1 protein-coding gene is annotated in these 704 nt (G+C 49.7%); it reads left to right on the top strand.

Annotated features, from left to right (window positions below; all coding sequences use genetic code 11):
- Positions 1–704 (top strand): FtsK/SpoIIIE domain-containing protein (locus HMPREF2991_RS00670; RefSeq protein ID WP_257371825.1); only part of this gene is annotated, 704 nt, incomplete at both ends.

Below are 704 nucleotides of genomic sequence, written 5' to 3'. Positions count from 1 at the left end.
GGCTTAGAAGATGTGGATGAGATCAAGGAAGTTCCGACAGAGTTGGATGCGATAGTGCACCATATCCAGCTCTTGTGTGAAGAACAAGAGATTCCTCCAGTACCACAGCCATGGTTGCCACCGCTCAAAGAGCGAATCGCACTAGACGAACTGGAAGAAGTGCAACCAGCAGTAGCCTGGGCACAAGAGAAACCACTCTCAGTTCTACTTGGAATGGCAGATATCCCGCAGGCCCAGAAGCAGGAAGCTGTCTCTATCAATCTCTCCAAGGATGGTCATATCCTCCTTTACGGAAGTCCGGGTACAGGAAAGACCACCTTCCTTCAGACTGCTGGTATGGACTTGGCTCGCAAGTTCAGTCCAAAGGCCCTTACCATGTACTTGATGGACTTTGGTACCAATGGTTTGGCTCCATTGTCCAAGCTTCCACAGGTGGCAGATACCATGCTTTTGGACCAAACAGAGAAGATCTCTAAGTTTGTACGAATCATGGAGAGAGAACTTAACCGTCGTAAGAAACTCCTTGCGGACTATGGTGTTGGGACCTTGGAACTCTACCGTCAGGCCAGTGGTCAGGAAGAGCCGGCTATTGTCATCCTCTTAGATAGCTATGAGGCCTTCAAGGAAGAAGCCTATGAGGCGGAACTCTTCAAGCTCTTGGTGCGTATCTCTCGTGAAGGTCTCAGTATCGGGGTTCACCTCTT

The sequence above is a fragment of the Streptococcus sp. HMSC072D07 genome (assembly GCF_001814835.1).
Lineage (GTDB): Bacteria > Bacillota > Bacilli > Lactobacillales > Streptococcaceae > Streptococcus.
Note: the sequence above shows the minus strand (reverse complement) of the source record. Positions and strands in the feature narration are given on the sequence as shown.